Origin of the sequence: Prosthecobacter sp. (genome assembly GCF_020439865.1) — a bacterium.
In the GTDB taxonomy this organism is placed as follows: domain Bacteria; phylum Verrucomicrobiota; class Verrucomicrobiia; order Verrucomicrobiales; family Verrucomicrobiaceae; genus Prosthecobacter.
The window spans coordinates 1-6,427 of record NZ_JAGRPF010000053.1 but is presented as its reverse complement, the minus strand read 5'-3'; the positions used below and the strand labels follow the sequence as shown (position 1 = coordinate 6,427).

9 protein-coding genes are annotated in these 6,427 nt (G+C 60.9%); 1 reads left to right on the top strand and 8 read right to left on the bottom strand.

The window, feature by feature from the left end; genetic code table 11:
• The 8 genes from KDL09_RS05405 to KDL09_RS05370 all read right to left on the bottom strand — a co-directional run.
• Positions 1–1,704: hypothetical protein (locus KDL09_RS05405; RefSeq protein WP_294382383.1), on the bottom strand; the 1,704-nt coding region annotated here is incomplete at its 3' end.
• A gap of 44 nt (positions 1,705–1,748) precedes the next feature.
• Positions 1,749–2,525 (bottom strand): HNH endonuclease, encoded by a 777-nt coding sequence (locus tag KDL09_RS05400; protein ID WP_294382381.1) that lies wholly within the window; start codon positions 2,523–2,525, stop codon positions 1,749–1,751.
• Positions 2,526–2,820: 295 nt separating this feature from the next.
• Complete coding sequence (locus KDL09_RS05395; protein WP_294382379.1) at positions 2,821–3,336, bottom strand: hypothetical protein; 516 nt, start codon at positions 3,334–3,336, stop codon at positions 2,821–2,823.
• Positions 3,333–4,088: a hypothetical protein gene (locus KDL09_RS05390; protein WP_294382375.1), complete on the bottom strand. Its 756-nt coding sequence runs from the start codon at positions 4,086–4,088 to the stop codon at positions 3,333–3,335. The genes KDL09_RS05395 and KDL09_RS05390 overlap by 4 nt, the downstream gene beginning before the upstream one ends.
• On the bottom strand, positions 4,085–4,477 hold the full coding sequence (locus tag KDL09_RS05385) for a hypothetical protein (protein ID WP_294382372.1): 393 nt from the start codon (positions 4,475–4,477) through the stop codon (positions 4,085–4,087). Before KDL09_RS05385 ends, KDL09_RS05390 begins: the two co-directional genes overlap by 4 nt.
• A gap of 8 nt (positions 4,478–4,485) precedes the next feature.
• A complete protein-coding gene (locus tag KDL09_RS05380) occupies positions 4,486–4,953 on the bottom strand; it encodes a hypothetical protein (RefSeq protein WP_294382370.1) in 468 nt (155 codons plus the stop codon).
• 3 nt (positions 4,954–4,956) lie between these two features.
• The gene (locus KDL09_RS05375; RefSeq protein WP_294382367.1) at positions 4,957–5,757 is read right to left on the bottom strand and encodes a hypothetical protein; all 801 of its coding nucleotides are present in this window, start codon (positions 5,755–5,757) and stop codon (positions 4,957–4,959) included.
• Positions 5,758–5,760: 3 nt separating this feature from the next.
• Entirely contained in the window at positions 5,761–6,069 is a 309-nt protein-coding gene (locus tag KDL09_RS05370) for a hypothetical protein (protein WP_294382364.1), read from the bottom strand.
• An 86-nt stretch (positions 6,070–6,155) separates the two neighbouring features.
• On the opposite strand from KDL09_RS05370, the gene KDL09_RS05365 reads away from it, so the two are divergent.
• Positions 6,156–6,427 (top strand): hypothetical protein (locus KDL09_RS05365; protein ID WP_294382362.1); only part of this gene is annotated, 272 nt, incomplete at its 3' end.

The window sequence follows — 6,427 nt, the reverse complement described above, 5'->3', positions numbered from 1 at the left end:
GGAACCCCGCCCGCCCGACTGGTTGGCCACCGCCTTGCCGCGCAGCACTTCACCGGCGCGTTCGAGGGCGGACTTGCGCTGCGGACCCGTCTGGAATCGCCGGTCGGTGCCGCGATAGAAGGCGTCATACTTGTACTGCCCGTTGGAGTTTTTCTCCTGCAGCGCGTCATAGTAGGCCAGTCCGCCGAAGGATGGCAGGCCCGCAGGGCGGGAGTAGCCCATGATGCGCTTCCGCCCGTTTTCGGTGCGCTCGCCGCGTTTGGCCGCCTTGTCCTCAAGGTCGGACTTGGCCTTGGCAATGCGCAGTGCCTCTTCCTGCGACATGCCCGTTTCCTCGGCAATGCGTTTGGCCTCCGCCTGGATGCGAAGCTGCTTTTCCAAAGCGTCCGCCTCCTTGGTGCGGCCACGGGCGCGGAGGTCGAGCACTTGAAGATCGTTGGCGATGCCGGCACGGGCTTCGTTCTGCTGGGCTTTCTTTTCCGCCTCCGCCTTCTGTTGCCGCTCCTTCTCGTTGCTGATCTGTTCTTCGAGCGAGAGGATTTCACCGAGGAGCTTCTGGCGTTGCAATTCGAACTGGAGGATTTCCTCGGTGTCCTGCCCGCCCATGCCTTCCATGTAGGCCTTCTCACGCGCGGCCTTCATCGCGGCTTCGAGATCCGCCACCTTGCCCTTGGCATATTCAAGGTTCTCCTCCGGGCTGAGCTGCTGTTTGAGGTTGGCTTCCTTGGCCTGGTCAATCTGGTCGCGGATGCCCTGCATGCGCTTCTCCTGCGCTTCGAGTTCCTTCTGGCCCTTCTCGATGCTCTCGGCGGCTGCCTTCTGCGCGTCGGCGATTTTCTTGGCCCACTCAGCGGCTTCCCTCGCGGCCTGGCGCTGCTTCTCCTGGGCTGCGGCTGCCTCCTCAGCCTCGATCTTGCCTTGAGCCAGCGCTTGGGTCGCCACTTCCATGCGTTCGCTGAAACTGCCACCCAGTCCACCGAAGAGGGCCACGCCGGTGACCGTCGCAAAGTCGGAAACATTCAGCAGCGCGTCAGCCGTCCATGCTTTGAGCTTGAGGATGCCTGCATCGAGCTGGTCGTTGAAAACGGAGAGGCGTTCCACCTGCTCCTGGCTCAGCACGGGGGTGTCGGCGAGCGCCTGCAGTGCCTCGCGACCCTGCACGAGCAGGGGAATGAGTTCGGCGCCATTGCGGCCCATCAGATCAAACACCTCCGCGAAACCTTCGCCGCGGCTGCGGGCGTTGATGAACGCATCGGAGAGCGCGAGCACCTGGTCCTCGATCGACAAGGTGCGCAGTTGCGAGGCGCTGACACCGAGCGCCCTCAGTGCTTCGGCGGTCTTGTCAGCGCCTTCCGAGTCGGCGAGCGAGCGCGTGAGTTTGGAGACGCCTTTGAAGAGGGTGTCCACATCGGAACCGGAGAGCTTGGCCATCGCACCGAGGCGTTGCAGACTCTCGACGCTGGTATCGAGCTGGATGGCCAGGTCACCCAGCCGGTCGAATTCGTCGATGACGGATTTCAGTCCAGCGATGGATCCAACCGCCGCCGTGAGCTGGCCAAAGCCACCGACCACGTCGGCGCTCATCGCCCGGCTGAGCGTGCCACGCGCACGCGTTGCAAACCCTGACAGGATGCCCTGAGCCTTCGCCGCCCCGGCCTGCAGGTCGCTGTTGTCCCAGCCTAGTTCGACTTTTGGTGCTGCCATCGCAGGCAGCGTGCAGTGTCAAACCGGCACGAAACGTTGGCACATCAGGCAGCCCGAATTCTCGCCTTGAGTTCCGCGATCGTCAGGAATGGGTGGCAAATGTGAATCATTCGATGGCAATTTGAGCAGACGATGGCCAGATCATCTAAGTGGGTTTGAACTTCCTTGCCTGCAATTGCAAGTGGACAGAGATGATGAACTTCGCAAAAACCCTCTCCAATTTCACCATAGAACTGGCGAAAATCGAAGCCGCAGACTGAGCAGGCTAGTTTTCCGGTGGATGACAGAACTTGCTTACGTTTCGCAACAATAATTGTGCGATCACGCTCGCGGTGCAGATGCATTCGAGCGGAAATCGCCCCCTCGCGAGCGGAAATCTCCTCGGCCTCAATATCGTGTAGCGCAAGTTGACTCGAAACTGGAGCCGATAATATGAACTTTGGCGTTTTACATGGAACGTATGGTCGGATGTAATTGTCTGACAGTGGGGCGTCGTCGCTGAGTTTTCTGAGTGATGAAAGACGATGCTTTCGCGGGAGTTTTTGGAGCGATGAAAACGAGATCTCTGTTCCTTGTGATTTGAGAGTGATGGCATCAATCAAGCCCCAGTAAGATACTCCGTCGATCGTGTCTGCCTCGGCTGGGCCGAATAGAATAGGAACACGTTTCTTCGCTTTGCAGGCTTGTTGGTGAATTCTGCTTCCAGTTACCCATCGAGCCTTTTCCTTGAATGTGCCGGAACCGCCTGCCCCATAATCATCCGCCAGAGCTCTTGAATGACGAATGGTATAGATACAGGATGAGGACAGGTTATGATTCATGCGTTGGGTTGGCTATGAGGCGAGAATTGCATTATGGTGGCTGAGTGCACTGATTTTTTCTGTGCAAATTTAGGAGCATTAGTTCTCCAACCAGCTCGTGACACCCGCTCCCACCATCGCCCGGTCTCCGACAACCTGCGGTCGGGCCACATCATCGCGTCGCCTTCCATGAGGCGGAACGCATGCACATAGGCACGGCCTCGCGAGAGCGGCAGTTGCCAGCGGATGTAGTCCTCGGTCCAGCCCGTGCCGCGCGCAATCACTGCCACATACTGCGCTTCAGCCACGGGCAGGGCTAGTTTCCCGAGTCTGCGCGGTCCGTGGGTTCGGCCACGGCCTGATTGATGCCGGCCTCGTTGAAGATTTGGAGTGCGAGGTTCACCGCCTCGACCTGCTTGCTGCGCGGCACGTTGCGATCACCCCAGGCCTCCACGGCTTCGAGGAAGGCTGGCAGATCACCGCGCAATCCACGCCAGTCGGCCGGTTCGTGACTGCAAAGCCACAGGATCTTGATCGCATCAGCCAGGAACGTGGTGAGCTGCTCCAGCGTCTTGGACAGCGGCAGTGCGCCATCGGCGGCACGCAGCTTGTAGAAGAGCGCTTCACGTCCGGATGTGTAGCCGTGCAGAGTGACGGGCTCAAAGCAGTTTCGCTGTTCATCCCACACGGGCCATGAGTGTTCCGCGTCGAAGGCAGCTTCACGCTCCTCCTGCGCGGCGTTGATGACGGCCTCGGGCACATGGTCGCGGTGGACTTTGCGTTTGGGCTTCGGGGTTTCGGGATCGATCTTGAGTGGAGGCGTGGTTTTCATGCGATTCGGAAATGGCGTTGCACACGGTCGAGCATGTCATCGCTCGCGTTCTCCGGGACGAAGGCCGAGCGCAGAGAACGAGGCTTGCGCAGCAGCACGCGGCGAACGGTGCCGTTGAGATGGCGGGTGAGTTGAGCGTGCACCGCCCTCGCGTTGTAGGCGCTTACCAGCGGGTGCTGGGGATCGTCTTGTTCGAGGCTGCCGTCGCGGAGGCGGGTGACAAGGTTTTGGGCGTCATGCCGGATCCATTCGCCTGTGGCGCTCAGGATCGAGTGGCCCCATCGCGGCAGCCGGAACAATCCACGCTCGTGCTCGATCATGGGGTTGCCGATCACTCCCAGGGCCGCCACCAACTCGAAGTCGGATGTTTCGATCAGTTCGTCGGCTTGTCGCAGGCTCGGCAGTTCGTCGCCCTCGGCATAGAGGGTGGCGTGGTCGGAGGCCGTGAGCACCAGGCGCTGGGGATGATCGTTGCGCAACGAGGATGCGATGGCCGTTGCGTTATGGCATGCCCGCAGGCCGCACAGAAACGGATGCAGCGCATCAGCCGTCTCCAGGCGTCCGGATTTCCAGTCGCTCACCAGGCCATCGGTGGTCAGTGTGTTCCAGAGCGATTGCAGCCCCACGTAGAACGTGGTGAGTTCTTCGCCACTGCGCTCATCGAGCACCACGTCGGTGCGTATCGGCATCCCGAGGGCCCCGAGGCAGGCGGCGAGACTCAGGCTGTGAGTGGGCCACCATCCTTCGATCATGCCGCGATGCCGGGGAACATCTCAGCGGTGAAACTGACCTGCGGCTCGTCCGTGTCGCTGAGTTCACGGGTTGGGTCCTTGTAGATGATCTTGCCTTCGGTGGGTGAAAACCCGTGGATCGAGTTCTGGAAGTTGGCGAGGGCGGTGATGGCCGTGCCGGGATGCTGGTCCGCGAAGCCGGTGGCGGTGTCGCCCACGATCACGCCGGAGAACTCAAAGGTGATGCGCGGGTTCTCGGCCCGCACATAGGCGACCATGCGCTGGCTGTTTTTGCGCTCCACATACTCGCGGGTCGGTTTGATGGAGAGCTTGTTGACCAGCACGCCCGACTCGTCGGCGAGATCGTAGGCGGGACGCGCTCCGTGTTCGATGATGGCTTGGACGGGCATGGCTTTGCTCAGGCGGCGGATGTCAATTCGGCGGACTGGGCGCTGAGGGTGAAGCGCGTGGTGTGTGTGCGGGTGCGCTCCTCGCGGTTGAGTTCGCTCTCGCTGCGGGTGATGCGCAGGCGCCGGAGGTCCCAACCGGTGCGTTCCGCCTCGGGAAGGGTGGCGATCCAGGCGAAGAGCGTGCCGACGTTGGCCAGGGCGGAGCGCAATGCCGCAGTCCAGATGGCCTCGGTGAGGACCGGGGTTTCATCGGCGTGCGTGTGGAGGAGCATGAGCCCCGATGCTTCGATGAGCTTCGGGTGCGGGAACTCCAGCGTGTCGATGTGACAGACGACGCATGGGCGCTGGCGGCTGCTCATCTCGAGGCCCAAGCCGATGCTCAGCACGGTGGGAAGTCCGCCGGTTTGCTGGACGTGGGTGAGGTAATCGGCAATGAGTCGGGCGAGGCGGTATTCGAGCGAGGGTTGTGCTTCCATGCCCTACTTGCCTTGTCGAAACGCACGCTCTGCCATCGCCTTCAGTTTTTCGGCCAAAGCGTGTTGCAATCGCACACGGGCGCGACGTTCCGCTGAACGCAGGTTGCCGACATCGCAGGCGGTCGTGGCGTAGCTGACCTGGTTGTGCAGTTCGATGTGGCTGCCTTTCTGGCCGCGCTTCACCACGGCATCTCCCTGCGAGTTCTTGTGCGCACCGGTGTTGGCCCAGCGTGGGATTCCGCGCACTGTTCCACCAAGTTTCTTGGCAGCGGCGATCCAGCCTGCCTTGACCGCACCGATCTGTTTTTGAACCTTGGTGATGTAGCGGTCCAATGCCTCGCCTTTGGAAATGATGGCCAGCGTTTTGGCGTCCTCGGGCACGCGGCCGTAGCGTGCCGTTCGTGCCTTGCGGTGTAGATAGGCGCGGACGGCTCCGATGGGAATGCCGGCCTTGGCACAGAGTTTTCGCAGCAGTCGGCGGGCCTTTTCCGGTTCGCCTTTCTTGCTGGCGTGCCAGTATTGGCGGGTCATGTCAGGGTCGGCTGCTTCGAGTTGCTTGAAAGCGCCACCGAGGTTGTCAGCACGCTTGAAGATGCGCTTGATGTCGGCGGCGATGCGCGCGGCGAGGCGTTTGTAGGGCTTGTCGGTGAGACCGAAGGGAAGCGTCACCCGTGCGCACTCCACGGCCAGTGTGCGCACTTCCTGGATGAGCAACTTGTCCATCGGTCGCTGCGTTTCTTTGGGGAAGAGGGCGATCTTCTTTTTGATCGGGTCGAGGCCCGTGACTTTGCCGGTCACACGCATGGCTCAAGGATCGACAGGGCCGAGTTCGAGGGTCACAATCGCATGGGGCGGACGGCTCATCGCGGCCTTGATGCGGTAGTCCGCATGATTCCAGTGGACGATCTGGCCGCTGCGCGGGAGTTCGGAAAGAGAGGAACGCAGCACCTTGGCGGTGAAGCGGATGTCATCCACTTCGCCACCCAGCACGAGTTCGCTGGAGAGCATGGGCTCGGAGATCAGGGCGGCGATCTCTCGGTCCTCGTAAATGATGATCTTGCCAAACTCCTGGAGGATTTCAGAAAAGTCAGTGGCGATTTCATCGTGGATGGACATGCGCTGAGTTGGGTGTCAAGGCACGAAGCATCGTGGAGGCGTGAGGTCGTGCTTTTCCTCGGGCAGATTCAGATGCAGGTGTGTGCATGGATCCCATTTTTACACTTCAATGGTCGGAGTTTGTCCTCGCTGAACGTCTCCAGGAAGATTTGCCCAAGAGGCATGGCTACTCGGTATGGATCCCGCTTTCCCGGCAAGAGAAAGGTGTCGATCTTGCGGTCTTGAAGCGTCGCGACGATGGGATGACGAAAACCGTGACGTTGCAGGTCAAAGCGTCGCGCACCTACAGGACTGCTGAGCCAAAACGAGAGGCGACCCAACGCCACGCGTTTCACACATGGTTCAACCGATTCGAAGT

What these genes read in the sequence shown, in the direction of transcription:
- KDL09_RS05385 (WP_294382372.1), bottom strand. Translation starts at nt 4,477, where the DNA reads ATGCCCGTCCAAGCCATCATCGAACACGGAGCGCGTCCCGCCTACGAT.
- KDL09_RS05380 (WP_294382370.1), bottom strand. Translation starts at nt 4,953, where the DNA reads ATGGAAGCACAACCCTCGCTCGAATACCGCCTCGCCCGACTCATTGCC.
- KDL09_RS05370 (WP_294382364.1), bottom strand. Translation starts at nt 6,069, where the DNA reads ATGTCCATCCACGATGAAATCGCCACTGACTTTTCTGAAATCCTCCAG.
- KDL09_RS05395 (WP_294382379.1), bottom strand. Translation starts at nt 3,336, where the DNA reads ATGAAAACCACGCCTCCACTCAAGATCGATCCCGAAACCCCGAAGCCC.
- KDL09_RS05400 (WP_294382381.1), bottom strand. Translation starts at nt 2,525, where the DNA reads ATGAATCATAACCTGTCCTCATCCTGTATCTATACCATTCGTCATTCA.
- KDL09_RS05375 (WP_294382367.1), bottom strand. Translation starts at nt 5,757, where the DNA reads ATGCGTGTGACCGGCAAAGTCACGGGCCTCGACCCGATCAAAAAGAAG.
- KDL09_RS05390 (WP_294382375.1), bottom strand. Translation starts at nt 4,088, where the DNA reads ATGATCGAAGGATGGTGGCCCACTCACAGCCTGAGTCTCGCCGCCTGC.